This is a genomic window from Gordonia alkanivorans, from assembly GCF_004011905.1.
Lineage (GTDB): Bacteria > Actinomycetota > Actinomycetes > Mycobacteriales > Mycobacteriaceae > Gordonia > Gordonia alkanivorans.
In genome coordinates, this window is the sequence record NZ_CP027114.1 from 418,003 (window position 1) to 443,914 (window position 25,912).

At 67.7% G+C, this 25,912-nt stretch carries 23 protein-coding genes; 14 read left to right on the top strand and 9 right to left on the bottom strand.

Annotation, left to right across the window (positions count from 1 at the left end):
- The 3 genes from C5O27_RS01930 to C5O27_RS01940 form a co-directional block, all read right to left on the bottom strand.
- Window positions 1–870, bottom strand: a complete 870-nt coding sequence (locus C5O27_RS01930) for an SDR family NAD(P)-dependent oxidoreductase (RefSeq protein WP_127961771.1) — start codon at window positions 868–870, stop codon at window positions 1–3.
- 364 nt (window positions 871–1,234) lie between these two features.
- Window positions 1,235–2,728 carry an aldehyde dehydrogenase gene (locus C5O27_RS01935; protein ID WP_127961772.1) on the bottom strand — a complete coding sequence of 498 codons (1,494 nt, stop codon included), beginning with the start codon at window positions 2,726–2,728 and terminating at the stop codon, window positions 1,235–1,237.
- Window positions 2,729–2,924: 196 nt separating this feature from the next.
- Window positions 2,925–3,353 (bottom strand): hypothetical protein, encoded by a 429-nt coding sequence (locus C5O27_RS01940; protein WP_127961773.1) that lies wholly within the window; start codon window positions 3,351–3,353, stop codon window positions 2,925–2,927.
- 73 nt (window positions 3,354–3,426) lie between these two features.
- Between C5O27_RS01940 and C5O27_RS01945 the strand changes: the two genes are divergently transcribed.
- Genes C5O27_RS01945 through mnhG form a run of 6 tightly spaced genes read left to right on the top strand, consistent with a single transcriptional unit; the run spans window position 3,427 to window position 10,149 of the window.
- On the top strand, window positions 3,427–6,402 hold the full coding sequence (locus C5O27_RS01945) for a Na+/H+ antiporter subunit A (RefSeq protein WP_127961774.1): 2,976 nt from the start codon (window positions 3,427–3,429) through the stop codon (window positions 6,400–6,402).
- Window positions 6,399–7,088: a Na(+)/H(+) antiporter subunit C gene (locus C5O27_RS01950; protein ID WP_006358097.1), complete on the top strand. Its 690-nt coding sequence runs from the start codon at window positions 6,399–6,401 to the stop codon at window positions 7,086–7,088. The genes C5O27_RS01945 and C5O27_RS01950 overlap by 4 nt, the downstream gene beginning before the upstream one ends.
- Window positions 7,085–8,698 carry a Na+/H+ antiporter subunit D gene (locus tag C5O27_RS01955; RefSeq protein WP_006358098.1) on the top strand — a complete coding sequence of 538 codons (1,614 nt, stop codon included), beginning with the start codon at window positions 7,085–7,087 and terminating at the stop codon, window positions 8,696–8,698. The genes C5O27_RS01950 and C5O27_RS01955 overlap by 4 nt, the downstream gene beginning before the upstream one ends.
- Entirely contained in the window at window positions 8,695–9,546 is an 852-nt protein-coding gene (locus C5O27_RS01960) for a Na+/H+ antiporter subunit E (protein WP_127961775.1), read from the top strand. The genes C5O27_RS01955 and C5O27_RS01960 overlap by 4 nt, the downstream gene beginning before the upstream one ends.
- Window positions 9,543–9,806, top strand: coding sequence for a monovalent cation/H+ antiporter complex subunit F (locus tag C5O27_RS01965; protein ID WP_127961776.1), 264 nt, complete (start codon window positions 9,543–9,545; stop codon window positions 9,804–9,806). The genes C5O27_RS01960 and C5O27_RS01965 overlap by 4 nt, the downstream gene beginning before the upstream one ends.
- Before the next feature lie 10 nt (window positions 9,807–9,816).
- On the top strand, window positions 9,817–10,149 hold the full coding sequence (mnhG, locus tag C5O27_RS01970) for a monovalent cation/H(+) antiporter subunit G (protein ID WP_035754943.1): 333 nt from the start codon (window positions 9,817–9,819) through the stop codon (window positions 10,147–10,149).
- A gap of 94 nt (window positions 10,150–10,243) precedes the next feature.
- Here mnhG and C5O27_RS01975 read toward each other — a convergent pair whose 3' ends face one another.
- The 4 genes from C5O27_RS01975 to C5O27_RS01990 form a co-directional block, all read right to left on the bottom strand.
- The gene (locus C5O27_RS01975; RefSeq protein ID WP_035755221.1) at window positions 10,244–11,365 is read right to left on the bottom strand and encodes a glutamate--cysteine ligase; all 1,122 of its coding nucleotides are present in this window, start codon (window positions 11,363–11,365) and stop codon (window positions 10,244–10,246) included.
- A gap of 33 nt (window positions 11,366–11,398) precedes the next feature.
- On the bottom strand, window positions 11,399–12,079 hold the full coding sequence (locus tag C5O27_RS01980; RefSeq protein ID WP_035755223.1) for a superoxide dismutase family protein: 681 nt from the start codon (window positions 12,077–12,079) through the stop codon (window positions 11,399–11,401).
- Window positions 12,080–12,217: 138 nt separating this feature from the next.
- Complete coding sequence (locus C5O27_RS01985) at window positions 12,218–12,703, bottom strand: LytR C-terminal domain-containing protein (protein ID WP_127961777.1); 486 nt, start codon at window positions 12,701–12,703, stop codon at window positions 12,218–12,220.
- Window positions 12,704–12,750: 47 nt separating this feature from the next.
- Window positions 12,751–13,095: a nucleoid-associated protein NapA gene (locus C5O27_RS01990; protein ID WP_006358107.1), complete on the bottom strand. Its 345-nt coding sequence runs from the start codon at window positions 13,093–13,095 to the stop codon at window positions 12,751–12,753.
- Window positions 13,096–13,344: 249 nt separating this feature from the next.
- Here C5O27_RS01990 and C5O27_RS01995 point away from each other — a divergent pair, with 249 nt between their 5' ends.
- The 6 genes from C5O27_RS01995 to C5O27_RS02020 all read left to right on the top strand — a co-directional run bounded on the left by C5O27_RS01995 (window position 13,345) and on the right by C5O27_RS02020 (window position 18,753).
- On the top strand, window positions 13,345–13,959 hold the full coding sequence (locus C5O27_RS01995) for a peptide deformylase (protein WP_127961778.1): 615 nt from the start codon (window positions 13,345–13,347) through the stop codon (window positions 13,957–13,959).
- A gap of 30 nt (window positions 13,960–13,989) precedes the next feature.
- Entirely contained in the window at window positions 13,990–15,018 is a 1,029-nt protein-coding gene (locus C5O27_RS02000; RefSeq protein WP_127961779.1) for an N-acetylglutamate synthase, CG3035 family, read from the top strand.
- Window positions 15,018–15,536 carry a guanyl-specific ribonuclease gene (locus tag C5O27_RS02005; protein WP_127961780.1) on the top strand — a complete coding sequence of 173 codons (519 nt, stop codon included), beginning with the start codon at window positions 15,018–15,020 and terminating at the stop codon, window positions 15,534–15,536. The genes C5O27_RS02000 and C5O27_RS02005 overlap by 1 nt, the downstream gene beginning before the upstream one ends.
- Complete coding sequence (locus C5O27_RS02010) at window positions 15,533–16,036, top strand: barstar family protein (protein ID WP_127961781.1); 504 nt, start codon at window positions 15,533–15,535, stop codon at window positions 16,034–16,036. Before C5O27_RS02005 ends, C5O27_RS02010 begins: the two co-directional genes overlap by 4 nt.
- Window positions 16,037–16,822 carry an exodeoxyribonuclease III gene (locus C5O27_RS02015; RefSeq protein ID WP_127961782.1) on the top strand — a complete coding sequence of 262 codons (786 nt, stop codon included), beginning with the start codon at window positions 16,037–16,039 and terminating at the stop codon, window positions 16,820–16,822.
- 323 nt (window positions 16,823–17,145) lie between these two features.
- A complete protein-coding gene (locus tag C5O27_RS02020; RefSeq protein ID WP_244216578.1) occupies window positions 17,146–18,753 on the top strand; it encodes a DUF222 domain-containing protein in 1,608 nt (535 codons plus the stop codon).
- A 36-nt stretch (window positions 18,754–18,789) separates the two neighbouring features.
- Here the strand turns inward: C5O27_RS02020 and C5O27_RS02025 are convergent, their stop codons facing one another.
- Both C5O27_RS02025 and mbtM read right to left on the bottom strand, forming a co-directional pair.
- Window positions 18,790–19,545: a siderophore-interacting protein gene (locus C5O27_RS02025; protein ID WP_127961784.1), complete on the bottom strand. Its 756-nt coding sequence runs from the start codon at window positions 19,543–19,545 to the stop codon at window positions 18,790–18,792.
- The gene (mbtM, locus tag C5O27_RS02030) at window positions 19,542–21,206 is read right to left on the bottom strand and encodes a long-chain-fatty acid--ACP ligase MbtM (RefSeq protein ID WP_006358114.1); all 1,665 of its coding nucleotides are present in this window, start codon (window positions 21,204–21,206) and stop codon (window positions 19,542–19,544) included. The genes C5O27_RS02025 and mbtM overlap by 4 nt, the downstream gene beginning before the upstream one ends.
- 331 nt (window positions 21,207–21,537) lie before the next feature.
- Here mbtM and C5O27_RS02035 point away from each other — a divergent pair, with 331 nt between their 5' ends.
- Both C5O27_RS02035 and C5O27_RS02040 read left to right on the top strand, forming a co-directional pair.
- Entirely contained in the window at window positions 21,538–25,251 is a 3,714-nt protein-coding gene (locus tag C5O27_RS02035) for a non-ribosomal peptide synthetase (RefSeq protein ID WP_127961785.1), read from the top strand.
- Between the two features lie 49 nt (window positions 25,252–25,300).
- The gene (locus tag C5O27_RS02040) at window positions 25,301–25,909 is read left to right on the top strand and encodes a GNAT family N-acetyltransferase (RefSeq protein ID WP_127961786.1); all 609 of its coding nucleotides are present in this window, start codon (window positions 25,301–25,303) and stop codon (window positions 25,907–25,909) included.
- Window positions 25,910–25,912 lie beyond the last annotated feature (3 nt).

Genomic DNA, 25,912 nt, shown 5'->3' on the forward strand with positions numbered 1-25,912 from the left:
TCAGGCGTTCGGGTTCTTCTGGTCGAGATCCTCGGGGAACCACATGCCCACGCGGGACAGGGTGCCGCCGTCGCCCGAGCCGATAACCTGACCCGACATGTAGGCCGAGTCGTCCGAGGCCAGGAACAGGGCGATCTTGGCGTTGTCGACGAGTGACGGCGGGCGGTTCAGCTTGAGGGGGATCGGCGAGACCCACGGATCCCACGGGCCGGCGACCTCTTCGTAGGACTGACCGACGACCGGCGAACCCGCGGGCATCAGAAAGTTCGGCGACATACCGTGGGTCGGTGCGATGCCGTTGACCCGGATGCCGAACGGGCCGAGGTCCAGGCTCAAGCCGCGGACCAGGCCGTTGACGCCGGCCTTGGTGGCCGAGTACAGGGCGATCTGGTGGTAGGCGAGGAACGAGGCAGCAGACGAGGTGGCGATGATGGTGCCGCCGCCGTTGGCCTTCAGGTGGGGAACAGCCGCCTGCGCGGTGAAGATGACACCCGAGAGGTTGACGCCGAGGACGTCGTTCCAGTCCTGCTCGGTCAGGTCCTCGAAGTTGACCTGCTCGCCGCCGGCGACGGAGGGAACACCGCCGCGGGACACGATTCCGGCGTTGGCCCAGGCGATGTCGAGCTTGCCGAACTCGGCGACCGTCGCCTCGACCGCGGCCGTGATCTCGTCCTTCTTCGAGACGTCGGCGGTGATGGCGATCGCCTCGCCGCCCTGCTGCTCGACCAGCTTCACCGTCTGTTCGGCGCGGTCGGCGTCGATGTCGACGACCGCGACCTTGGCGCCCTCCGCAGTGAACATCTGCGATGACTGGCGGCCGAGACCCGAACCCGCTCCGGTGATGAGTGCGACTTTGCCTTCGAGTTTCATGTTCGATCCTTGCTCTGGGGTGTGTGGCGATACCTGCCGAAGAGATCGCAGACAGGCTGACTGACGCCGTGAAAACGAGGTGACCCGCATCGTGACGCGAGAGTCGATGTGATGACCGCCACCTTCTCGACTCACGGTAGAGCGTTGAACATGAGACGTCAAGTGATATTTGTCAGCAGCTCGCATTGTTCTTTTGACGTTGCCACACAGTCACTTTGAACGACGACGACCAGGCGTGACAGCGTCACGCCTGGTCGTTCCGTCGGGACCGCACACCACGTTGGCGACCAGCGAGGGGTCGCCGATGCGGCGTCTTTTCAGCTGTGTGTCGGGCAGTCGGGGACGCGGCCGGGCCGCAGCGGGGTCAGGACGGCTGGGGAGCCGGCAGGTGCACCGTCTTGATCTCGAAGAATTCCTCGAGCCCCTCGGCCCCGCCCTCGCGGCCGACACCGGACTGCTTGTATCCGCCGAACGGAAGCGTGAAGTCGAGCACCGAAGTGTTCACGTTGACCGTTCCGGTCCGGATACGTTGCGCCAATTGGAATCCGCGCTCGACATCGGCGGTGAAGACCGCACCGGACAAGCCGTAGACCGAGTCGTTTGCGATCGCCACCGCGTCGTCTTCATCCTCGTAGGTGATGATCGAGATGACCGGACCGAACACCTCTTCCTGCGCGATCGTCATGTCGTTGCGGACGTTGTCGATGATCGTGGGCTGCACGAAGAAGCCCTGATCCCCGACCCGACCGCCGCCGTAGACCACCTCGCCACCTTCGGCCTTGGCCTTCTCGATATAGCCCTCGACCCGGTCCCGGTGCCGTGCCGAGGTCAGCGGACCGAGGAAATTCGTCTGCTCCCAAGGGTTTCCGATCGGGATCATGTCCAGCGCAGCCTTGTACGCCCCCACGATCTCGTCGTGACGCTCGCGCGAGACGAGAACGCGGGTCAGCGCGACGCACGCCTGGCCGGACTGCATGCAGCCGGCCATCGGCAGATTGGCCATCACAGTGCCGAGGTCCGCGTCGTCGAGGATGATCGCGGCGGACTTGCCGCCCAACTCCAGGGACACCTTCGCGACCCGGTCCGCCGCGAGACCCATGATCCGGCGTCCCACCGAGGTGCTGCCGGTGAAGGTGATGTGGTCGACCTTCGGGTTGACCACGAGCGACTCGGAGACCTCCCGGTCGGCGACGAGCACGCTGAGGACGCCCTCGGGGATCGAACCCTCCTCGACGAGCTCGGCGACCACGTCGGCGAACACCGACGGCGACAGCGGCGCCTCGGGCGAGGTCTTGAGAATGACCGAGCAACCGGCGGCCAGTGCCGGGATGACCTTGAAGGCGATGCTGCCGATGGGACCGTTCCACGGGATGATCGCGGCGACGACGCCGGTCGGCTCCTTGACGATGCGCGATACCCCGCCGTCGGCGCGCGGACGCTCCTCGACGATGTTCACCTTCCGCGCCTCGGCGGCCACCGCACGGAACAGGCCGAGGATCATCTGCTGGGTCATGGCGCTGACCGGGGTGGTGACCCCCACCTCGGCGATGCCGAGCGTGGTGAGTTCGGGGATGCGCGCCTCGAGGCGGTCGGCGATCACGTCGATGACATCGGCGCGTTCGGCGGGCGACTTACGCGCCCACTCGCCGCAGTCGAACGATGCCCGGGCGACGTCGACGGCACGCGCCACGTCGTCGGCGGTGGCAGCGCGAACGCGGGCCGCGGTGCGCTCGGACCACGAGTCGACCACCTCGATCCACTCGTCGCCGCTGGACTCCACCCAGTGTCCGCCGATGAACACCCTGTCGCGGTCGGCGATGGTCTCCAGGGGGTCGGTCACCTGTTCGGTCGTCGTCATGGAACAGCTCCTCGATCTCGGTTGTGCGCCCGGTGCCGAACATGGCGTCCGGCACGGGAGCGCTGCGCTGTGAAGCGGGTCACAAGGAAGGGTAATAACCGAATGGCGTTAGGTCAACACCTGACATCTTCTGTCATTTGTCTCGCCGCTTCGGGTACGAAAAAGCCCCCGCCGGAGCGGGGGCTCATGACGTCGACTATTCGACGTTGACCAGATAAAACACCGATGAACCGCCACCGGCCGCCTGCGGGGAGGCCCCGATCTGGACCCAATAGGTTGATCCGCCCTTGGATGCGGACAACACGGCGACCGACTGACCACCTTCGGTGGAACGGTGCGATTCGGTGTAACCGGCGTCGGTCAGCTTCTTCGTCGCCGCCTCGAGCTGATTGCCGGCGTTCGCCGGACCCTGGACGGTGACCTCCCAGCCGTCGGCGCGCGTACCGCTCGCCGACAGCACGTGCCCGTCGATCAGCGGCACCTGCGTGACGGGAAAATCAGACGGCAGCGGAACCCCATCGGGGCCCGCCTGCTCCTCCTCGCTGCACCCGGCCAGCGCGCCACCGACCACCGCGATCGAAGCCAGTACCACAACGAGACGCCAGAGCCAGTCGAACCGGAACATACGGGCAACGGTAAAGTAGTTCCCGCGGGTGTTCGCCCGTGACACCCCGCCGGGAGAAAGACGGAGTGCCCTTTTGATTTCTGTGTTGGCTGCGTTGGCAGTGTGCGCACTGATCGCGCCCGCAGTCATCCACTGGATCGGCACCCGGGGTTTCTACATCCTCGCGCTCGCGCCGCTCGGCGCCCTGATCTGGGTGATCACCCACTGGCCCGCCCCCGAGGCCGACCGCGCCGTCGTGGAGACGGTGAGCTGGGTTCCGTCGTTGCAGATGGACATCGTCACCCGCTTCGACACCCTCACGGCGATCCTGTCGGTCCTGATCCTGGGCGTCGGCGCCCTCGTGCTCTGCTACTGCGCCCACTACTTCGACGACGCCCGCCCGCGCGTCGCGCTGTTCGGTGGCGAGATGGTGGCCTTCGCGGCGGCCATGTTCGGTCTGGTCATCTCTGACAACATGCTCGTGCTCTACGTGTTCTGGGAGCTCACGACCGTCCTGTCGTTCATGCTCGTCGGCTTCTACGGCGTCCGTGCGACGGCCCGGCGATCGGCCACCCAGGCTCTCCTGGTCACCACCTTCGGTGGCCTGGCCATGCTCGTCGGCATCATCATGCTGGGCGAACGCTCCGGGACCTACCTGCTCTCGGAGATCATCGCGGCACCGCCGACCGGCGTCTACGTCGACATCGCGATCGTCCTGCTGCTCATCGGCGCGCTCAGCAAGTCGGCCATCGTCCCGTTCCACTTCTGGCTCCCGGGCGCGATGGCCGCCCCCACGCCGGTCAGCGCCTACCTGCATGCTGCCGCGATGGTGAAAGCCGGCATCTACCTGATCGCGCGTCTGGCCCCGGGCTTCTCGGCCACCGCCAGCTGGCAGATCGCCGTCGTCGGCCTCGGTGCGCTGACGATGGTCCTCGGGGGCTGGCGTTCACTCCGTGAACTCGACCTGAAACTCATCCTCGCCTTCGGCACCGTGTCCCAGCTGGGATTCATGGCCGTCCTCGTCGGCATCGGCGATGCGAACGTGGCCATGGCAGGCCTCGCCATGCTCGTCGCGCACGCCATGTTCAAGGCGTCGCTGTTCATGGTCGTCGGCATCATCGACCACGCGACCGGTACCCGCGACATCCGCAAGCTCGCACGTCTCGGGCACCGCCTGCCGGTGCTCGCCGTCACCGCGGCGCTCGCCGGTGCGAGCATGGCCGGCATCCCGTTCACCTTCGGGTTCATCGGCAAGGAGACCGCCTTCGCGTCGGTCTGGGACACCGGGGCCCTCAGTTCCTGGCAGGCCCACACCGTCGACATCGTCCTGCTGGTCGGATCGATCATCACCTGCGCGTACACGCTGCGCTTCCTGTGGGGCGCGTTCGGACGCAAGGTCCGCAACACACCCAGCCCGGCCGTGGCGAAGATGCACGCCCCCGCCTGGGCCTTCTACATCTCCCCGGTCGTCCTCGCCGTCGCCGGTGTGGTCGCCGGCTTCGTCAGCGGGCCGATCGGCGCCCTCTTCGAGCCCTACGCCGAGACCCTGAACAGCTACGGACACGAGCTCGAACACCTCGCGCTGTGGCACGGTTTCGGACTCCCGGTGATCTTCTCGATCATCGTGATCGTCGGCGGTGTCATCGCCTTCCTCGGCATCCGCAAGATCCGCGACCGTGTCTTCGGTTTCCGGCCGATGCTCAACGCCGACCGGATCTACGACGCCGCGCTGCGTTCGGCCGACACCGTCTCACTGCTGCTCACACGCAACACCCAGCGCGGATCGCTGCCCGTCACCCAGGGCGTCATCCTCTGCACGGCGATCCTGTTGCCGACGATCGTGCTGTTCCTCGGCGCCCGTGACCAGCTGCAGATCGACTACGACGCCACCGCTCCCCAGTTCGTCATCGGCGGCATCATGATCGCTGCTTCGATCGCAGCGGTCGTCCTGCGCAATCGTCTCGCCGCGACGCTGCTCGTCGGCGTAACCGGTTACGGCTGCGGCATGTTGTTCGCCCTCTACGGCGCCCCCGACCTCGCGCTCACCCAGTTCCTGGTGGAGACGCTGACGCTGGTCATCTTCGTGCTCGTCCTGCGTAAGCTGCCGGCCGAGCCGGAGAAGCGGCACGCCACCGGCTTCAAGCCCCTGCGCGCGCTGATCGGCCTCGCCTTCGGCGCCATGCTCGTGGTGATCGGCCTGTACGCGGCCTCCGCACGCTCGACCGAGCCACTGCACGTCGACCTTCCCGAGGCCGCCTACAAGTTCGGTCAGGGCGCGAACGCGGTGAACGTCATCCTCGTCGACATCCGCGCGTGGGACACACTCGGCGAGGTGTCCGTGCTGATCGCCGCGGCGACGGGTGTCGCCTCGATGGTGTTCCGCAACCGGCGCTTCGGCGCGGTACCACGCGTCGCCGACGCCGCTCGCCTGCAGGCCGGGATCAGCGACAACGACACCGATGACGACGACGATCCGATCCCACCGGACCGCACGACCTGGCTGCTCGGGTCTGGTCTGCGCGACCCCCGGCATCGATCGATGGTCCTCGAGGCCACCACCCGACTGCTGTTCCCGACGATGGTCGTGCTGTCGGTCTACTTCTTCTACGCCGGACACAACTCGCCGGGCGGCGGATTCGCCGGTGGCCTCACCATGGGTCTCGCGCTGGTACTGCGGTACCTGGCGGGTGGCCGCTACGAGCTCGGGGAGGCCCTGCCGATCGAACCGGGCCGCATCCTGGGCGCAGGTCTGGCGATCTCCGCCGCCACCGCGATCATGTCGTTGTTCCTCGGGGCGCCCGCGCTCTCGTCCGCCGTCTTCGAGATCACCGTCCCGGTCCTCGGCGACATCAAGCTGGTCACCGCGCTGTTCTTCGACCTCGGGATCTACCTCATCGTGATCGGACTGGTACTCGACGTGCTGCGCAGCCTCGGGGCCCGCCTCGACGTCGAGACGACGATGGCGCGCACTCCCGTCCGCACCCAGACCGATCCGTCGGCGATCCCGGCCGAATCCGACGAGCCGACGGCCGAGAACGTCCCCGCGGGAGAGGGACAGGTGGTCCGATGAGCACCAATCTCCCACTCCTCCTCGTCGTCGGGGTCATGGCCGCGTGCGGCGTGTACCTGCTGATGGAACGCAGCCTGGTCCGGATGTTGTTCGGCCTGCTCCTCGCCGGCAACTCGCTCAACCTGATGATCATCGTGGTGTCCGGCGGGATGGGTAATCCGCCGATCCTGGGCCGGTCGTCGGAGAACCGAGCCACGGATGCCGACCCGCTCGCCCAGGGAATGATCCTGACCGCGATCGTCATCACCATGGGCGTCGCGGCGTTCGTGCTCGCGCTCGTCTACCGGCTGTTCGTGATCAACCGCGACGACGACGATCTCGAGGACGACGTCGAGGACGTCAAGATCAAGACGGGCACACTCGACACGGCCCCCGATCGCGACCGCAGCGACGACCCGGTCACGCTGTCCGATACCGCCAGCGGCGACTACTTCGACGACTCGGGTAACCCCCTCTCCCCCGAGGAGGTCGCCGAACGTCACGCGGCGCTGCACGAGACCGACATCATGCCGACCGACTCCGACGTCATCGACGAGATCGGGTCCGACAGTTCCGAGGACGACCCGGACCTCGTGGGAGACAAGATCCCCGAGGACGACTCCGACCACCCGAAGGTCATCGGGAGCTCCGGGGAGAAGGTCGCCACCGACGACGCCGAACACGATTCCGAAGGGGGTGACCGATGACTCCGCAGCCGTCCTGGATTCCCGTCCTGATCACGCTGCCGACGCTGGTCCCCCTCGGCGCCGCCGCGCTGTCGCTGCTACTCGGCCGCAGCCCGCGGTTCCAGCGCGTGGTCGCCATCGCGGCGATCTCGGTGGCGTTCATCGCGTCGTGTCTGCTGCTCTACCTGACCGACCGGCACGGTACCTTCGCGGTCGCGATCGGCGGCTGGGGTGACAAGGGCTTCCCCAACGGCCCACTCGGGATCACGCTGGTCGTCGACCAGCTCGCGGCGCTGATGCTGGTCGTCTCGACGATCGTGCTGCTGTGCGTCGTCGTGTACGCGATCGGTCAGGGTATCCGTGACGGCACGGCCCAGCAGCCGACGTCGATCTTCCTGCCGACCTACCTGATCCTGACCGCGGGTGTCTGCAACGCCTTCCTGGCCGGCGACCTGTTCAACCTCTACGTCTCCTTCGAGGTGCTGCTCACCGCGAGCTTCGTGCTGCTCACGCTCGGCGCCAGCGAGGAACGCGTCCGCGCCGGCGCGTCGTACGTGATGGTGTCGATGTTGTCGTCGCTGATCTTCCTGGCCGGCATCGCCTTCGCCTACGCCACCACGGGGACGCTCAACCTCGCGGAGATGGCGGTCCGCCTCGACGACGTGCCCGACGGCACCCGCAACGCCCTCTATGCGGTACTGCTCGTGGCGTTCGGCATCAAGGCCGCGGTCTTCCCCCTGTCGACGTGGCTGCCCGACTCCTACCCCACCGCGCCCGCCCCGGTCACCGCGGTGTTCGCGGGCCTCCTCACCAAGGTCGGTGTGTACGCGATCGTCCGCGCCCACACCCTGTTGTTCCCCGGCGGGTCGATGGACACGGTGCTCATGGTCGCGGGTCTGCTGACGATGATCGTGGGCATCTTCGGTGCGATCGCCCAGTCCGACATCAAACGTCTGCTGTCGTTCACCCTCGTCAGCCACATCGGCTACATGGTCTTCGGCGTCGCGCTGTCGTCGGAACTCGGGATGTCGGCGGCAATCTACTACGTCGCCCACCACATCCTCGTACAGACCACGTTGTTCCTGGTGGTGGGCCTGATCGAGCGTCAGGCGGGATCGGCCTCACTGCGTCGGCTCGGCGGCCTGATCGCCAGCCCCGTCCTCGCCGTCCTCTTCCTCGTCCCGGCCCTCAACCTGGGGGGTATCCCGCCGTTCTCCGGGTTCATCGGCAAGGTCGCACTCCTCGAGGCCGGCGTCCAGAACGGATCGGTGCTGGCCTGGATTCTGGTGGCCGGCTCGGTCGTCACCAGCCTCCTCACGCTGTACGTGGTGGCCCGAATCTGGACCAAGGGCTTCTGGCGGCCCCGCGCCGACGCCCCCGAAGGCGAACTCGCCGACCAGGGACCGTCCGCACTCATCGACGAACGCGACGACGGCGCCTTCTCCGAACGTGAGGACGTCGGCCGCATGCCGGCGATGATGGTCCTCCCCACGTTCGCGATGGTCGTCGCCGGTCTGGTGCTCACACTGTGGGCCGGCCCGATCTTCGACTTCACCGACAGCGCCGCAACCGACGTCGTCCACCGCGGCGTGTACGTCGAGGCCGTACTGGGCGGAGGTGAATCACGATGACGACCGGAGAACAGCCCAGCGGGAAGCAGCCCGACGGTGGCGAACGGACCATGAAGCTACGCGCCCCGGTGGTGTCCACCAAGGGCCCCGTGCTCTCGCTGGTGATCAACACCTGGCGGGTGTCACTGCTGTTCATCTTCTGGCACTTCGTCAGTGCTCTGGTGTGGCTGCGCAGTCACACGCGCCTGCCCAAGTGGCTCGGCAGCGACAGCCGCGAGGTCGGGGTCCGGCTGTGGACCATCGCCTGGCTGACCTTCGTCTGGGTGTTGTTGTGGGGCACCGTTTCGTGGGCCAACATCATCGGCGGCGTGGTCCTCGCGGTTGCGGTGCTCACCGTGCTGCCCCTACCGCGCGTACCCGTCGAGGGCCGAATCCACCCGCTGTCGCTGGCCCGGCTCGTCGTCCGGCTCGTCGTCGACTTCTTCGTCTCGAGCCTGCAGATCGGCTGGATGGCCATCCGACCCGGCCGACCGCCACTCGGTGCCGTCGTGCGCGTCCGGGTCGCGATCAAGTCCGACATGGTCCTCACCCTCGCCGTCGACTACCTGAACCTCGTGCCCGGCACGATGGTGCTCGAGATCGACCACCGTCGTCGCATGCTGTATGTCCACGTCTTCGACGTCCGGTCGGAGAAGAAGGTGCGCGCGTTCTACGACCAGGTCGCCTACGTCGAGCGCATGTTCATCAAGGCCTTCGAGCGGGACAGCGAATGGCATCCCAGCCCGTACCACGGCATCGACGAGGACTTCCATCACGTGCGGCCCATCCAACCGGTCGCCGGTGCGCAGTCGGCGGACATCCCGACCGCGACGCCGGAAACCTCCCGCTCGGATCGAGGTGAGTCATGAGCGTCGTGTGGACGGTCGCGGCGACGATGCTCCTGGTCGCCGCGATCCTGACGATGATCGCCATCCTGCGCGGACCGTCGACGCTGGACCGTCTGGTCTCGCTCGACGTCCTCATCGCGCTGTGCATGTGCGGTCTCGGTGTGTGGGCGGCCTACAGCCTCGACTCGACGGTCGTGCCGGCCATCGTCGCGCTGTCGCTGCTGAGCTTCGTGGGATCGGTGGCGATCGCACGATTCCGAGTCCGGGATGACCAGACATGACGGTGCAGAAATGATCGTGGACATCATCAGCGGAACGCTGATCCTCATCGGCTGCCTCATGGCGGTCACCGCGGCCATCGGTCTGGTGCGGTTCCCGGACACGCTGAGCCGGATGCACGCCGCCACCAAACCGCAGACCTTCGGGCTGCTGCTGATCCTGCTCGGCGCGGTGGTCCGCCTCGGCGACAACGTCGACGCCGGGATGCTCATCCTGGCCGGGCTCTTCGCACTGATCACGGCACCGGTGGTCGCCCACCGGATCGGACGCCTCGCCTATCAGGAACAGCGCGCCCGCGACGGCCTCATGGAGGAGCGCGACATGGAGTCACCCGACCGGGATTAGGCGCCTCGGCCCACCCCGGGTAGTGCGCGCTGCGACGGGACCACCTGCCGCTCCCTGAGTAGCCCCGGAGCTTGCGGAGGAGCGTGTCGAAGGGTCAGTCCAACTCGGCCACGACGGACGCGACGACGTCGCGCATGGAGTGGGTGTCGCGGTACACCGCACGCTGGCGCTGATAGCTGGCGCCCTGCGCGATGATTCTCTCCACGCCGGCGAGTTCGTCGACGCAACCGAGGTCGCGCGCGATCGGCTGGAGACGTTCGAGCAGCCTGTGCAGATCGTCGGTGACGAGTTGTTCCCGGCACTGCCCGTCGAGGATGACGATGGCCTCGAGGCCGTAACGCGCTGCGCGCCACTTGTTCTCCTGGACCAGCCAGGGTGCCATCGTGGGGAGGGTCTCCCCCGCGGAGAAGCGGCGGTCGAGATCGACGACGAGGCAATGGATCAGCGCGACGATCGCGGAGAGCTCCCCGAGGTTGGTCATGCCGTCGCAGACGCGGACCTCGATCGTGCCGAGATGCGGTGACGGGCGGATGTCCCAACGGATCTCGTTGAGGTGGTCGATGATGCCGGTCGTCTTCTGGTCGGCGACGAAGGCCTCGAACTGGTCCCACGTCTCGAACTGGAAGGGCAGTCCCGCGGTCGGGAGCTGCTGGAACATCATCGCGCGGTTGCTGGCGTAACCGGTGTCCTGGCCGGCCCACATCGGCGACGACGAGGACAGCGCCAGCAGGTGCGGATAGAAGTTCAGCAGGGAGTCGAGGATCGGGAGGACCTTGTCGCGGTGGCTGATCCCGACGTGGACATGGACACCCCAGATGAGCATCTGCCGGCCCCACCACTGGGTGCGCTCGATGAGCTCGGCGTAGCGGTGCCCCTCGGTGAGCAGCTGAGTCGAGTACTGGGCGAACGGATGCGTGCCCGCGCCGTACAGGTCGACGCCGAGCTCCTCGGTCAGGACCCGTACGACGCCGAGGGTGTCGGTCAGATCCGCGATCGCCTCACCGGTGGTGCGGCAGATTCCCGTCACGAGTTCGACGGTGTTGCGGAGCAGTTCCTTGTGGATCTTCCCCTCACGGTCGGGGTGATGCTCACCGACCGCGGCGAAGAGCGCCGCCGCCGAGTTCGACAGATCGCCGGTGACCTTGTCGGTCAGAGCGAATTCCCACTCGACCCCCAGCGTGGGGGTCGGCGACCCGTCGAACTCGATCGGTGACATGGGCGGCCGCGCCCGGTGCCGGATCGCGGGTGCCTAGCTGCGCTCTTCGATGACGCCGCACGCGATCCGCGAGCCGGCGTCACCGGTCTTCAGGGTGTCTTCCTTCGGTCCACCCGGGTACTTGTCGGCCGGGATGTTGCCGAAGTTGTCGGGCTTCTCGTGGATCATGATGGCCTTGCCGAAGACCTGATCCAGCTTCACCGCGTCGGTGGTCGTCACGGTACGACCGGTGTGGTCTTCGAGGATGTTGATCGAGACCAGGTCACCGCTTGCGGGGTGGCTGGTGTTGCCGTCGACCTGCAGGTGTCCACCGGCCGAGGTGAAGGCCTGTGCCCCACCGGAACCGGCGTCGCAGGTGCCGTTCTCGTGGATGTGCATGCCGTGGAAGCCTGCGGGTAGGTCACCGTCGGTGACACGAACGCTGACCGTGACCGGGCCGTCGCCCTGGGACTCGGCCGAGAAGGTGGCCTCGCCGACGACCTTGCCGGAGGTGTCCTTGATCTCGGCGGTCGCGACCTGACCGCTGGGCTCGTCGTCGACGTTGTCCGCGGCACCCGGGGGCAGCGGCTTGTCGGAGATCACCGGCGGTGTCGTGCCGGGGACATCCGTGGGGTTCTGATCGGGGCTGCACCCGGCCAGGGCGACCCCGATCAGTCCCGCGGAAGCCAGCGCGGCGAGGGCGCGCGACGCGGTGAGTTTCGAACGTCCGGACATGTCACTCCTTGATCACTGTCACCGGGGCTTCGCCCGGCTGTGGGCGGTTCACTGGGCGTCGGCCCAACGGTGCGCGACGACTGCACTGCGCGCTGTTGAAGTTGTGCGAATGATTCGACGATAGTCCGGCCGCGTGCGTCACGATCCACTGACCGCGGTCACCACGATCACCGGGACCCCGCCCTTGCATCGGGTGAACGAGCTGGGACGCTCCTCGACCGAGACCGTGCCGCCCAGTGCCTTCGCAAGCTCGTCGGCCTGGGCCCTGTCGGAGTCCGAGTCGTAGAAGATCGTGTTCTCGCTGAAACCGCCGGCGGTGTAGTTGCCGGGCTGGGCCATCGTGTAGCCCTTCTCCTTCAGCAGGTCACTCACATCCGAGGCGAGTCCGGACACCTGACCGGCGTTGATCACGCACACCCGCTTCGTCGTCGACGACGCGGAGGTCGACGACGTGGTGGAGGCGGGTGTCGGGGTGGCGGTCGCGGTGGTCTCGGTGGCCTGGGGTTCGCTTCCCGAGGTCGCCGCGGAATGCCAGCCGAGCCCGATGAAGACGACGGCCACTGCGAAGAGCATCATCGCCCCCGCGCGCAGCGGCAGGCGATTGGGCTCACGGTCTGCATTCATCACCGACGACCTTAACGCACCTCGGGTGGCTGACCGGGGTCAGCGTCTCAGGTGATCTCGAAGCCCAGACGGCGCGCGGCGCGGGCCTTCTGGCGCGACGCACGGAGACGGCGGAGTCGCTTGACGAGCATGGGATCCGCGGCCAGCGCCTCCGGCCGGTCGACCAGCGCGTTGAGTACCTGGTAGTACCGGGTCGCCGACAGGCCGAACAGTTCCTTGATGGCTTCTTCCTTGGCGCCGGCGTACTTCCACCACTGACGTTCGAAGGCCAGGATGTCGTGTTCTCGGCGCGACAGACCGTCCGCACCGACCTCGTGCGGGTCGGGCTGGGCTCCGTTGTCGGGGGTGGGTTGCTCGCCGTCGTTCTGGCTACGCGCGGTTGCGCCGTCCATCTCACTCCCTCACCGATAAACCTGATGACCCTCACACCGTCGCTGACGTGCACGGAACCGGCGGGCCGATCCAGACGGAACGAATCGGACATCGGCGGCACGGCGACGAATCACAACAGTGTGGTTCGCAGACAATCTAACCACGGTCAGGGCGTCCGATCGTGCTGTGACTCGCCACGACGCACGGCCGGTCCGCGACGCCGTACCCGGCGTCGTTGCGGCGCTCTGAGCAGCGTTAGGGTGATCGACATGTCGATTCTCCCGATCTGCATCGTGGGCGAGCCGGTGCTGCACCAGCCCACCTCCCCGGTCCCGCTCGACGCGGACGGCCGTCCGTCGCAGGAGGTCATCACGCTCCTCGACGACATGTTCGACACCATGGATGCCGCCCACGGCGTCGGACTGGCCGCCAACCAGGTCGGGGTCGGGTCTCGCATGTTCGTCTACGACTGCCCCGACGGCGACCGCATGGCGACCCGACGCCGCGGCGAGGTGATCAACCCGGTCCTGGAGACCTCCGAGATCCCCGAGACCATGCCCGATCCCGACGACAACGACGAGGGTTGCTTGTCGGTGCCGGGCGAGCAGTTCCCCACCGGCCGCGCCGACTGGGCACGCGTCACCGGCGTCGACCGGACCGGCGCCGAGGTCGTCATCGAGGGCAACGGCTTCTTCGCCCGGATGCTGCAGCACGAGGTCGGCCACCTCGACGGCTTCCTCTATGTCGACGTGCTCGTCGGCCGCAATGCGCGCGCCGCGAAGAAGGCCATCAAGCGCAACAAGTGGGGTGTCCCCGGACTGACCTGGCTGCCGGGCGCCGTCGCCGACCCGTTCGGGCACGACGACGATGACGACGACGACTGACCGCCACCGATCAGGCCACACCGGGCGACAGTGTCCCAGCTGCACACGACGAAGTCGGGCGCCGTGATCGGCGACCGGGTCGTCGTGCGCTATCTGCTGGGTGACTCGACGCCCGCAGACTGGCGCGGCAATCCCGATGCGGCGCAATCGGATGTCACCGGCGTCCTGCTCGACGACACCGATCCGCTTCGCCTCGAACGCGACGGCGAGGTGGTGTCGATCCCCGCTGCCACCGTCACCTCGGTGCGGCTCCTCTCGGCGACGCCGGTGCGTAACAAGGGAATCCGCGCCCTGGAGGGTGTCGCGGCACGATCCTGGCCGGGAGTGGAGACCGCGTGGATCGCCGGGTGGTTCGTCCGCGCCGGACACGGGTTCAGCCGCCGCGCGAACTCCGCGATCCCACTGGACATGTCGGCCCACCCGGACGCGACGACGCTCGCCCGCATCGCGCGGTGGTACGCCGAACGAGACCTGCCGCCCCTTCTCGCACTCCCCGAGCGCCTGGTGAAGGCCGCCACCGTCGGCGGTGTCCAGGACATCGAGGTGCAGATGCTCACCTGCGACGCGGCGCCGCTGACGGCACGGCTGGCCGGGTCCCGTTCCGACGCAGTTCGTCTATCCGACGAGCCGGATGCCGAATGGCTCGCCGCCTACACCGGGCACCGTGCCGGCGACGACACCGACGTCGAGGACGCCACCGACGCCGTACGGCAGGTGGTGACCGCCGGCGACGGGCCGCCGGTCTTCGCCGCGATCCGCGACGAGTCATCGGCGGTCATCGCGATCGGCCGCGGCGTGGTCACCGAATCCCCGGACGGCCGACGGTGGTTGGGACTGTCGGCACTGTGGACCGACCCGGAGCGACGCCGGACGGGGTTGTCCTCACAGATCCTCGCGGAGCTGGTCGCGTGGGGGGCCGAGCACGGCGCCGATCACGCCTATCTACAGGTCGAGACGACCAACCGTCTCGCCGGAGCCTGGTACCGCCGGCTCGGCTTCGGCCTGCACCACAGCTACCGCTACGTGATGCTCGACACTCCCGCGCCCGGAGACCACTGATGCCCAGCCGTTCACGCTCGACGCCGTCCGTCGCCCGACGCCGTCGGCAGGCCGAGATCACCACCGCCGCTCTCGTCATCGCGCTGGTGTTCGCGATCACCTGGTTCATCAACGGCGGCAGCGACTCCGGGACCGACGAGCCCGTCTCTGCAGGTTCGGCCTCGTCGAAGAGTTCGACGGTCCGGACCTCGGCCGCCGAGACCACGGCAAAGACGCCGACGCCCACTGCGGTACCTGCGCATGTCACACGCACGCTTGCCCTCATCGACGCCGGTGAGTGGCCGGAGGCGGCCCGCGCACCGGGGACGAAGGGCGGAATCACCTTCCGTAACAACGAGCGTCGTCTGCCGCTCACCGACGCCGACGGACGCCGCGTCACCTACCGGGAATGGGACGTCAACCCGAAGGAACCCGGCCGCAGCCGGGACGCCGAACGGATCGTCACCGGTAGCGACGGAACCGCCTGGTACACCGCCGATCACTACCGGTCGTTCATCCAGATGCGAGGACCGTCATGACCTCGCACGACGATTCCGCCGTTCACCTCCGGCGCTTCCTCGAGACCGCCGGACACGACGGCCCGGCCGTCGGACTCACCCTGTCCACGGACCTGCCCGACCTCGGTCCCGACACCCGCCTGCGCACCATCAGCGGTACGGCGGCGACCACCACCGGCACGCTGTACTCGACCTTCGCGCGCGTCTGGGATTTCCCGGATCACTTCGGCCGCAATCGGGATGCGTTCGACGATTGCATGCGCGATCTCGACACCCCCGACACCGACGGACGCACACCGTCGGCCATCGTCACCCACATCATGCAGGCTCACCGCCTCCTCGAAGAAGACGACGCGACCTTCGCCTGGTTCGCCGACTCGATCGACTTCTACCGCGATCACTATCGCGATGTGGGACGGACTTTCGCACTGATCCTGTCGACGTCGTCGTCACGCGCCTCGGCCGTACGAGCGCGCTGGGATGGCGCCGGTGTGCCGGTCGTCGACCTCGAGGAGTGCTGAATGCGGATCGCCACGTGGAACGTCAACTCCATCCGCGCACGATCAGAGTCGGTGGTCGAGTGGATGGAACATGCCGAGATCGACGTCCTCGCGATGCAGGAGACGAAGTGTCACGACGACGCCTTCCCGCTGATGAGCTTCCTCGCATCCGGATACGACGTGGCGCACATCGGACAGGGCGCCTACAACGGCGTGGCGATCGCGTCGCGGGTCGGGCTCGATGCCGTGGAGGTCTCGTTCGACGGGGTGCCCACCTATCCGGTCGACGGTCAGCCGATCCGTGAGGCGCGCGCGATCTCCGCGGTGTGCGCCGGGATTCGCGTCTGGAGTCTGTACGTACCCAACGGGCGAACGCCCGAGGACCCGCACTACGAGTACAAACTCCGCTGGCTCGACGCCCTCGGTGACCACATCGCGTTGCGGCTGGCACACGATCCGGCCGCCGAGATGATGCTGGCCGGTGACTGGAACGTCGCGCAGACCGACGACGACGTCTGGGACCGCGAGTACTTCGAGGGACGCACCCACGTCACGCCGCCCGAACGTGCTGCAGTGCAGCGCTTTCTGGACGGCGGACTGGTCGACTCCGCGCTGCCCTACGCCCCGGGTTACACGTTCTGGGACTACACGCAGTTGCGTTTCCCGCGAAACGAGGGGATGCGTATCGACTACGCGTTCTGCTCGCCCGCGCTCGACACGCGCGTCATGGGTGCCCACATCGACCGCGACGCCCGGAAACGCAAGGGCGCCAGCGACCATGCGCCGGTGGTGTTCGAGCTCGGCTAGGCAGGCCCTGCCGAGTCGAGCGATTATCCGCAACGACGTCGCGTGCGATGCCGTTCCGGCGGTTTCGAATTCGATCGAGGACGCCGTTCCGAATCCGGTTGCTACACAGCTGTGTAACTAGTCGCGCCCTGTGGATGAGAATCCATACTTGTCGGCGGTCGGGTCTACATTGGTTGTCAGCAGGTGAGCCGCCCTATCCGGGTTGGCGCTGCAACGCTTCTGGGGGCAAGGTGTTGGGGAATCGGAACGATCCATCAGGCGAGGTTGTCGCCGGGGTCGATCCTGCCCACCCCTACGATCCTGCCCACCCGTACAGCGCCGACATGTACACACTCATGGACGAACTCACAGCGTCACAGCGGCGCGAATCGCATGAGCACTGGACCCGCTACGGCACGGTGCACGCGATCGCCGAACGGAGCATCGCCACCCGCCCCACCGTCGACGGCGGGATCATCGCCACCGGTGAGGCCGACTGCGTCCAGCGGGTCTCACGCCAGCTGTCGATGACGCGACGCCAAGCCGAGATCCTCATCGACGAAACCATCACCCTCCACGAGAACCTCCCCGAAGTCCTCGACACCCTGCGCGATGGCATCACCACCCGCTGGCAGGTGCAGGCGATCGTCTCGCGCACCGCACTCGTGCCCGCCGACTCCTCGATCACCCCGACCCTCGACGCCGAGATCGCCGCCACCCTACGCAACAAGAAGGGCGCGTGGAGCCGCGCCCGCCTGCGCGACATGGTCGACCGCCTGGTCTTCCGCCACGACCCCGACCTGGTCCGCGAACGGCGCAAAGAAGCCCTCGACAACCGCGGCATGTTCCTCCACATCCTCGACGACGGCACCGGCGAGATCACCGGGGTCATGTCCGCCGAGAACACCCGTATCGCGGCCAAAGCCGTCCGTGCTCTCGCCGATTCGGTATGCACACACGACGGCCGCACCGTCGGGCAACGCAACTCCGACGCCATGTTCGCCCTGCTGACCAGCACCGCCTTCGAGTGCCACTGCGACCGCGAAGACTGCACCGCCCAGACCCCCGATCCCCACACTGTTGTCGCCTCGATCCGGTCGCAGGTCCACATCCACGTGGTCACCGACGCGGCCACGCTGGCCGGCGCCCCCGGAATCGGCTGGATCGACGGCCACGGCGTCATCTCCGATGAGCATGTCCGCGACCTCGCCGCCCGCCCCGACGCCAGCATCACCCCGGTCACCCCGATCCGCACCTCACCGATGGGCGTGGTCGCCGACACCAGAGCAAACGACTCCGAGGGCGAGAGCTCCGAGGGCGACGCCCTCGACACGCATACCGTGAAACATGCTCGGAAACAATCGGATACGTCGACGACCGATGACGCTTCCGTGCCCTCGGCCGAGTTGGTCATCGTCTACCCCGGCTCCCTACCGTCGGACCCGTACCGGCCCACCCAAGCCTGTGCCGATTTCGTACGCATCCGGCACGGTTACTGCGGCGATCCCTTCTGCGATCGCTCGGCGTTCGACTCCGACCTCGATCACGTCGCCGAATACGACCACCACAATCCCGCCCGCGGCGGCGCGACATCGAGTGAGAACCTCGCCCCAAAATGCCGGTACGGGCATCTGCACAAGACGTTCGGCGACTGGACCGACGTCCAATACCGCGACCACGACGGACGTCTGGTCACCGAATACATCACCCCCGAGGGCTATCGCATCCACGGCGACGCCGAAACACTGGAGGACCTCTTCCCCAACCTTCGACGCATCCGCTTCGAACAACCCGCCCAAGCCCCACCCCCGCCACGGGTCATCACCGGCGACAACACCCCACCGCCGAGCAACCGAACCGCCGCGAAACACGCCCGGCGGCGAGCCGAACGCGCCCGCAACCAGCGCGAACGCGAACGACGCGAAGCCGAAGACGGCCCCGCACCGTTCTGATCGGAACTTTCGACGCCGCGAGTCCGGCAGGCACCCTCAGGCGAAGGACTTGCCCGGGATCCAGTAGGCCTGGGCCTTGACCGACTTCTTGGGGATGCCGTACTCGTTCTTCAACGCGGCCGAGACGGCGCGGGTGCTGACCGAATCCAGTGCGACCCAACCGAAGTGGTCGTCCGCGGCGAACGCGGAGGCACGTACCGCGTCGACGAGAGCGCCGCCGTCGCGCTCCCGCTCGACCCAGTGGACGGTGTCGTGTGCGCGAGCCCGCAGGGGCAGTGACCTGTCGCTCTCGTGCTGGTACTCGAGCCAGATGGTCGCCGGTGTCGACGGGTTGTCCGACGTCTCGATGGCGTCGAGTAGCGAGTTGATCGCCGGTAGCGAGGCGGGGTCGCCCGCGATGATCCAGCCACGGACCTCTTCGCCGGGCATTGTGAACTTGGAACCCATGACGGTGGCGGTGATCGTGTCCCCGACCTGTGCCTGCTGCGCCCAGCGGGCGGCGATACCGTCGTGGATCGCGAACTCGATGCCGAAGGTGTCGGCGGCGGGATCGGCGTCGACCAGGGTGTACCCACGCTGATGGAGTTTCCCGGCGTCGTCGAACCACATCCGGATCCACATCGTCGGGTGCAGCGCCCGCTTCGTCAGCAGACCGCCACCGGTGAACGTCAGGCGCACATAGTGTTCGGTCACCGCCTCGGAGCCGGTCACGGTGAGCTCGAAGTCGTCGCCGCCGAGGAGTTTGAGGACGGCGCCCTGCCAGCCGCGGCCCTTCGTCGCGACTTGACTCACTTCTGTCCGATGGTTTCGAACGCCCCGTCCTCGACCATCTGCCGGGTCTCGAGGCGACGGATCTTGCCCGACGTGGTGCGCGGAACCGCGTCGGGTGCCACGAAGATCACCTCGGCGGGCATGATCCCGCACGCCGACGCCACCTCCGAGTTGACCTCGGCGCGAGCCTTGTCCGGGTCCGAACCCTTGTACTCGGCGAGGATCACCAGACCCGGGCGCGACGAGCCCTCACCGCGGGCCATCGCGACCACACCGCCCCGGCGCACGCCCGCGACCTCCGCGGCGGCACGCTCGATCTCGATCGGGAACAGGTTGCGGCCGGCGACGATGATGACCTCTTTGGCGCGTCCACAGATGACCAGTCGGTCGTCGATCAGGTAACCGAGGTCTCCGGTGGCGAACCATTCCCCCGCACCGAGGTCGGGGCCGCCGAGATAACCGCGCATCATCGAGGTACCCCGGATCTCAACGTGCCCGACCGAACGCCCGTCGATGACCGGAACGTCCACATTCGGTTCGACGATCCGAACCTGCATGCCGCCCAGCGGCTTTCCGAGGAGCGCGTATCGCCGGCGGATGGGTTCGCCACCGCCGGGCGGGGTCACGGTGACCTCGTCGTAGTGCGCGCCCTCGCCGACCGCGGGCATCGTGACGGCACAGGCGGATTCGGCCATACCGTAGGCGGGTGCGGCGGCCGAAGGCTCGAAGCCGAACGGCGCCGTGGCCTCCAGGAACTTGTCGAAGGCGTCGGCGTCGATGGGTTCGCCGCCGCTGATCGCGACACGGAGGTTCGACAGGTCGATGTCGCGCAGGAGCTTTCCGTAGCGTCCGAGGATGTCGTAGGCGAAGTTCGGGGCGGCGGTGACGGTGGCCTTCGTCTCGGTCAGCCACTGCATCCACTTGAACGGCGCGGCCGCGAAGGCCGTGTTCGGCACCACGTAGGCGGGGATGCCCGTCGTCATTCCGGCGAGGAGGAACATCAGTCCCATGTCGTGGTAGAGCGGCAGCCAGGTGAACCCGGTGTCGCGGGTGCGGTGCATACCCAGGCGGCTCACCAATTCGATGGCGTTGGAGTACACCGCCGACGCCGTGAGGACCGCGGTCTTCGGATCACCGGTCGATCCGGCGGTGCCCTGCAGGACCGCGACGCTGTTGGGGTTGACATTGCGGGCGACGAAGCCGCTGGTGTCGGCGGCGATCCCGTATTCGGCGACCCTAGCGATGCGGAGCTGCCCGTCGACCTTGGTGAGCAGATCGAGCTGGGAGCCGCTCCCGAGGACGGTGCCGACGCCGATCGAGACGAATCGCCTGTAGGTGGTCTCCGCCCAGCGGCTCTCGTCGGCTCCGCGGATGGGTCCGGGCAGGATGCTCACCGGAACGCCGGCGAGCCACGCGCCCTGGATCGCGGCGATGAGGTCGACCGTGGGATCGCCGATGAGACCGACGGCGAGCGGCTCGTGCAGGTCACTGTCGGCGAGGAGCTGCACCGCGATCTGTTCGGCGCGCGCGTGAACCTCGCGCCAGGGCGCGATCACCCATTCGCCGGATTCGGAGTCGAGCACGGACAGCGTGGTGTCCCCGGCCAGCATCGCCTCGCGGACGGTCGCCGCGAGGGTGTTGGTCGAGCCTGTTTCCTCCAGAACCACGCTGCTCTGCGACATGTTCGTTCCCCGTTCTCGCCGACCGCGGGTGTCGGCTGTCGTGTTCGTGTGGATGCGTCCGGTTCGCATGTATCGCGCGGGTCGCGGCGACCCGTTGTCGGCCCTCCGCCCATGGGTAGGTTAGCCTAAACTTTGCAGCACACAAGAGGTCTCCGCCGCCGGTAACAGCGTGATCCAGATCATCTGGCCAGACGGCGGCATCTAACTTAGGCTGTCCTAAGTTACGGCCCGCTCAGGCATTTCATCTAGCGAGTAGTTAGTATAACCTACCCTAAATTGGGTATGTTGCTCGAGTAATCGACGTTCCCGAACCGCGAGAGGCAATCGGCTGATGGCCACGAACTCTGAGATGACTGACCCCATCGCGGACCTCGTCAGCCCCGCCGGCATCCGAGCCCAGGTCGCCGCCGCGCTCGGCGTCGCGTCCGAGTCCCTGGACCCCACCCAGGATCTCATCGCCCAGGGCCTCGACTCCTTGCGCATGATGCGACTCGCCGGCACCTGGCGTAAACGTGGCATCGACATCGACTTCGCCCGCCTCGCCGCTCAACCCACACTCGACGCCTGGATCGAGATGCTCGCCGCCGATGCCACACCGGCCCCCGCTGCCCGCGAAGCGGCATCCCCGGAGAACGGGGCGCCTGCGGTGCCGGACATCCGCGGAGAGATCGCCACCGCTCTCGGCGTCGCGCCCGAGTCCCTCGACCCCACCCAGGATCTCATCGCCCAGGGCCTCGACTCCTTGCGCATGATGCGACTCGCCGGCACCTGGCGTAAACGCGGCATCGACATCGACTTCGCCCGCCTCGCCGCTCAACCCACACTCGATGCCTGGATCGCCCTACTCGGCGAGCCGTCGACCCCCGCCGAGACGAGCACATCGCCGGAAAACGTCGATCCCACAGCGCCTTTCCCTCTGGCACCGATGCAGCATGCCTACTGGATCGGACGGTCCGACAGCCATGCGTTCGGCAACGTGGCCGCGCACCTCTACATCGAGTTCGACGGCCACGACCTCGATCCCGACCGCTTCACCAGCGCCATGGGCGAGTTGCTCCAGCGACATCCGATGCTCCGGGTCCGCGTACTCCCCGACGGCACCCAGGCCGTCGGACCGGCGCACCCGGACGCGATCGCCGTCCACGACCTGCGCGCCCAGCCGGCGGAGATGGTCGAGGCGATCCTCGCCGAGAAGCGCTCCCACGGAACACATCGGACGCTTCCGGTCGAAGAGGGTGCGGTCATCCGCGCCGAGCTGAGCCTGCTGCCCGACGGGTCCACCCGGGTGCACCTCGACGTCGACATGATCGCGGCCGACGCCATGAGCTACCGCGTCCTCGTCGACGACTTCGCTCGCCTCTACCGCGGGGAGACCCTGCCCGAACTGGGTGTCACCTTCGCGACGATCACCGCCGACCGGGCCTCCCGCGAGATCCGCGACGAGGACCTCGCCTGGTGGCGCGAGCGCATCCCGCACCTGCCAGGGCCGCCGGAACTCCCGCTCGACGATCGCGCCGCCCGCGGCGAGGTCGAGCCGCGTAGCGTCCGCCTGCACCACTCCGTCTCGGCCTCCGAATGGAAGCGCCTCGAGGAGCACGCCCATCGTCGAGGGGTGACCCCCGCAGCCGCGGTGGCGGCGGCCTTCGCCGAAGCGGTCGGCACGCACGCGGCGAATTCCCGCTTCCTGCTGACCGTTCCACTGTTCGATCGTCCCCAGATCCACGCCGACGTCGAGCGCGTGGTCGGCGACTTCACCTCGTCGATCCTCGTCGATGTCGACCTGCGCCGCCCGGCGACCCTGGCCGAACGCGCACGCCAGATGCGCTCGGCGATGCACGACGCCGCCGCTCACGGATCGATGAGCGGTCTCGACGTCCTCCGCGAACTCGGCCGCGCCCGAGGCGAATCCGTCGTCTCCCCGATCGTGTTCACCAGCGCGCTCGGACTCGGCGACCTGTTCTCTCCCCAAGCCACAGACGTCCTCGGCGACCCCGCCTGGATCGTGTCGCAGGGCCCACAGGTACTGCTCGATGCCCAGGTCACCGAGATCGCCGGCGGTCTGCTCCTCAACTGGGATGTCCGGGTGTCCGACCTCGACGAGACCACCGCACGCGCGATGTTCGACTACTACGTCCGGCTCCTCGGACTGCTCGTCGACGGTGAATGGGATGCCCAGGCACCCGATCCCGTCGACGATGATGTTCGTGCACAGCGGCTTTCGGTCGAGGAACCGCTACCCGAGACCGACACCTTCGACGGGACCCTGCACGGCTCCGTCTTCGCGCGCGCGGCGCAGCGGTCCTCGGACCCGGCGGTCATCACCGACACGCGCACCTGGACGCACGGCGAGCTCACCGACGAGGCATTGCGCGTGGCGGGTGCACTCACCGCTGCGGGCGTCCGCCCCGGCGACACCGTCGTCGTCAACCTGCCCAAGAGTGGCGACCAGATCGTTGCCGCACTCGCCGTCCTCGCCGTCGGCGCCGCCTACGTACCGATCGCGCCGACACAGCCCGCGGCCCGTCGGGATCGCATCGTCTCCATCGCCAGACCACGCGCCGTGCTCACCGCCGACGCCGATGCCTGGGCAGAACCCGACGGCCCCACCGTCATCGACCTCGCGACGGCGCGCACCTCCGCACCGGTCGCCCCGGTGGAAGTCACCGGCGAGGAGTTGGCCTACATCCTGTTCACCTCCGGATCGACGGGGCTGCCCAAGGGCGTTCAGGTCCCTCATCGAGCCGCGGTGGCCACCATCACCGACCTTGTCGACCGCTACTCGATCGACGCCCGTGACCGCAGCCTGCAGGTCTCCTCGCTCGAGTTCGACCTCTCCGTCTTCGACATCTTCGGTCTCCTCACCGTCGGCGGGGCGGTCGTCGTACCCGGCGACGACGAGCGCACCAAGGTCGACGACTGGGTGCGGCTCCTCGCCGACCACTCGGTGTCCGTGCTCAACTGCGTGCCGTCGATCCTCGGGATGATCCTCGACCTCGGTTCGCTGCCGTCGTCGATGAGGATGATCATCATGGGCGGCGACAAGGTCGACGTCTCGCTGCTCGAGCGGGTTACCGCACAACTGCCCGCCTGCCGCGTGGCCGGCCTGGGCGGCACCACCGAGACCGCCATCCACTCCACCATCTGCGAGGCGGACGACGTCCCGGCCGGAATGGCGTTCGTGCCCTACGGTGTCCCGCTGCGCGGCGTCCGCTGCCGGGTCGTCGACGAGATCGGCCGCGATCGCCCCGACCTCGTGCCCGGCGAGCTGTGGATCGGTGGCGCCGGCGTCGCCGACGGTTATCGCGGCGATCCCGAACGCACGGCCGATCGCTTCGTCCATCACGACGGTGAGAAGTGGTATCGCACCGGGGATCTCGCCCGGTACCTGCCGGGCGGATTCCTCGACTTCCTGGGCCGCGCCGACCAAATGGTCAAGGTCCGCGGTTACCGCGTGGAGCTCGGCGAGGTCGAGGCCGGCCTGCTCGCCCTCGACGGGGTCGGCTCGGCGGTCGCCTGGTCCGACGGTCGCGACCTGCATGCCGCCGTCGTCGCCGACGCCGACGAGAGCACGATCCGCGCAGAACTCTCCGGTTCCCTTCCGCCGCACATGATCCCGCGGTCGATCAATCTCGTGGATACCCTCCCGCTGACCGCGAACGGGAAGTACGACCGCAAGGCCCTGGCGGCACTGGTCGACACCGCCGAGGGCGGTCCGCAGGTCGTCCCACCGGGCACCCCGCTCGAGGAGGCGCTCGTCGTGATCTTCTCCGAGGTGCTCCCCGTCCGACCGATCGGCGTCACCGAGGACTTCATCTCACTCGGCGGTGACTCGGTGCAGGCCACCCGACTCGTGGCCCTGTCCCGCACCTGGCTCGACACCCCGCGACTGTCGGTCGCCGACATCTTCGGGCACCGGACGATCGCGGGTCTCGCCGAGCGGCTCACCGCCCTCGAAGGCACCCGGGTCGAGCGGGTCGCCGCGATCCTCCTCGACGTCGTGGCCCTCTCCGACCAACAGGTGGATGCCGAACTCGCCGGCACCTGACGCATCCAGCAGGCCCGCTTCCACCAGACACCCCGACAGCAAAGGCATCATGACCACTTCATCGGCACCCACGTACGACCTGCACTCGGTCGATCTCGACGACGTGTCGCACGCCGTCACGGTCCACGGGTGGCTGACCCATCCCAAGGCCAAGTACTGGGACATGCTGGAGAGCTCCGTCGCGGACGTGGAGAAGATGATCCGGGACACCGCGGCGGCAACCGCCGGGACGCCCTACGGCTTGCGTCTGGGCTACCACGACGGCCGCCCGCAGTTCCTGTTCGAACTGTACGATCCGCAGACCAGCGAACTCGCCGACCCCGCAAGCGGTTACGTCCACGCCGCGGGCGACATCGGTATGCATCTGCTCGTGGCCCACTCCGAGCAGGCCCTGCCCGGTTTCACCGGCGCGGTGATGCTGCACATCATGCGGACGGCGATCCTCGAGGTCGGGGCAGCGCGGGTGGTCGTCGAACCCGACGTCCGGAACACTGCGGTCCACCGGCTCAACGCGAGCGTGGGCTTCCGGGTCGACGGCGACTACCCGGTCGGGAACAAGACCGCGCATCTGAGCTACTGCACGCGAGACGACTTCCTCCGCGTCACCGCCGACGGCACCAGCGTCGGCGCCGTCGAGGTGACGGACCTGGGAGCGTAGATC

Coding starts and splice junctions, on each gene's coding strand:
- C5O27_RS01940 (WP_127961773.1), bottom strand. CDS start 3,353: ATGTTCCGGTTCGACTGGCTCTGGCGTCTCGTTGTGGTACTGGCTTCG.
- C5O27_RS01985 (WP_127961777.1), bottom strand. CDS start 12,703: ATGAATGCAGACCGTGAGCCCAATCGCCTGCCGCTGCGCGCGGGGGCG.
- C5O27_RS01930 (WP_127961771.1), bottom strand. CDS start 870: ATGAAACTCGAAGGCAAAGTCGCACTCATCACCGGAGCGGGTTCGGGT.
- C5O27_RS01955 (WP_006358098.1), top strand. CDS start 7,085: ATGACTCCGCAGCCGTCCTGGATTCCCGTCCTGATCACGCTGCCGACG.
- C5O27_RS02010 (WP_127961781.1), top strand. CDS start 15,533: ATGACCTCGCACGACGATTCCGCCGTTCACCTCCGGCGCTTCCTCGAG.
- C5O27_RS02005 (WP_127961780.1), top strand. CDS start 15,018: ATGCCCAGCCGTTCACGCTCGACGCCGTCCGTCGCCCGACGCCGTCGG.
- C5O27_RS01950 (WP_006358097.1), top strand. CDS start 6,399: ATGAGCACCAATCTCCCACTCCTCCTCGTCGTCGGGGTCATGGCCGCG.
- C5O27_RS01935 (WP_127961772.1), bottom strand. CDS start 2,728: ATGACGACGACCGAACAGGTGACCGACCCCCTGGAGACCATCGCCGAC.
- C5O27_RS01980 (WP_035755223.1), bottom strand. CDS start 12,079: ATGTCCGGACGTTCGAAACTCACCGCGTCGCGCGCCCTCGCCGCGCTG.
- mbtM (WP_006358114.1), bottom strand. CDS start 21,206: ATGTCGCAGAGCAGCGTGGTTCTGGAGGAAACAGGCTCGACCAACACC.
- C5O27_RS02020 (WP_244216578.1), top strand. CDS start 17,146: ATGTACACACTCATGGACGAACTCACAGCGTCACAGCGGCGCGAATCG.
- C5O27_RS01965 (WP_127961776.1), top strand. CDS start 9,543: ATGAGCGTCGTGTGGACGGTCGCGGCGACGATGCTCCTGGTCGCCGCG.
- C5O27_RS01990 (WP_006358107.1), bottom strand. CDS start 13,095: ATGGACGGCGCAACCGCGCGTAGCCAGAACGACGGCGAGCAACCCACC.
- mnhG (WP_035754943.1), top strand. CDS start 9,817: ATGATCGTGGACATCATCAGCGGAACGCTGATCCTCATCGGCTGCCTC.
- C5O27_RS02015 (WP_127961782.1), top strand. CDS start 16,037: ATGCGGATCGCCACGTGGAACGTCAACTCCATCCGCGCACGATCAGAG.
- C5O27_RS02035 (WP_127961785.1), top strand. CDS start 21,538: ATGGCCACGAACTCTGAGATGACTGACCCCATCGCGGACCTCGTCAGC.
- C5O27_RS01995 (WP_127961778.1), top strand. CDS start 13,345: ATGTCGATTCTCCCGATCTGCATCGTGGGCGAGCCGGTGCTGCACCAG.
- C5O27_RS01975 (WP_035755221.1), bottom strand. CDS start 11,365: ATGTCACCGATCGAGTTCGACGGGTCGCCGACCCCCACGCTGGGGGTC.
- C5O27_RS01960 (WP_127961775.1), top strand. CDS start 8,695: ATGACGACCGGAGAACAGCCCAGCGGGAAGCAGCCCGACGGTGGCGAA.
- C5O27_RS02040 (WP_127961786.1), top strand. CDS start 25,301: ATGACCACTTCATCGGCACCCACGTACGACCTGCACTCGGTCGATCTC.